Origin of the sequence: Kitasatospora sp. NPDC058243, from assembly GCF_042882025.1 — a bacterium.
Taxonomy (GTDB): domain Bacteria; phylum Actinomycetota; class Actinomycetes; order Streptomycetales; family Streptomycetaceae; genus Kitasatospora.
In genome coordinates this window covers 1-1083 of record NZ_JBHVWW010000175.1, presented here as the reverse complement: position 1 = coordinate 1083, position 1083 = coordinate 1, and the positions used below count along the sequence as shown (strand labels likewise).

The following is a 1083-nucleotide window of genomic DNA, read 5'->3' as shown; positions in this document are numbered from 1 at the left end:
GTGGGCGCCTGCCTGGCCGACCGGCATCGCGCCGCCATCAAGCCCTGCGCCCAGGCGCTGTCGCCCTCCGCGTCCGGGCGGCCGCGCGTGATCGCTGTCGACGGCAAAGCACTCAAGGGATCAGCACGTCTCACTGCGAAGCGCCGGCATCTGCTCTCCGCGGTCACCCACGACCCGGTCGCAACCCCCGCCCAGGTGGAAGCCGGCGCGAAGACGAACGAAACCACACACTTCCAACCGCTCCTGGCACCGCTGGACCTGGCCGGCACCGTCGTCGCCTTCGACGCGTTGCACTCGGTCAAGGCGAACGCCAACTGGCTGGTCGAGACGGAGAAGGCCCACTGCATCGCCGTGGCCAAGACCAGCCAGCCGACCGCCCACCGCCAGCTCGCAGCCCTGCCGTGGCGGGACATCCCCCTCCAGCACACCGCCTCCGCCCCGGGACACGGCAGGCGCGAGTCCCGCTCGGTCAAGACCTGCGCGATCGCGGACGAACTCGGCGGGACCGCCTTCCCCCACGGCCGCCTGGCCATCCGTGTCCACCGCCGGCGCAAGCAGACCGGCAAGCGCGAGACCCGTGAGAGTGTCTACGCCGTCACCAGCCTCGACGCCCGCCAAGCCGGCCCCGCCGACCTGGCCGCCGCGATCCGCGGGCACTGGGGAATCGAGAACTCCTCGCACCACATCAGGGACGCCACCTTCGCCGAGGACGCCTCCACGGTCCACACCGGCACCGCACCCCGCGCCATGGCGACCTTCCGCAACCTCGCCATCGGCGTGCTGAAAATCCTCGGAGCCGACAACATCGCCAAGACCACCCGAGCGATTCGAAACGAACCCGAGCGAGCACTCCGCATCCTGGGCATCACAAACGAACCAGACACCTACGGAACTTAATCAAGCCCTGCCCCCGGCCTCCCCTGCACAACCCCGCGAACAGCAACAACAGCAAGATCAAATGACTTTGGAACAGGCCTGGGCGAGGGGACTCGGGGCGTGGGCGGCATACCACTATCCGGGCAGGATCTCCGGGTCTTGCCGAGGCCTGGGTTTACGGTCGGATACTACTACGAGAGGATGACC

Annotated in this window: 1 protein-coding gene; it reads left to right on the top strand. The window is 68.6% G+C overall.

The annotated features are described in order from the left end of the window. The coding region (locus tag ACFVX9_RS39890) for an ISAs1 family transposase (protein ID WP_387987231.1) at positions 1–897 on the top strand (897 nt) is incomplete at its 5' end. Positions 898–1083 lie beyond the last annotated feature (186 nt).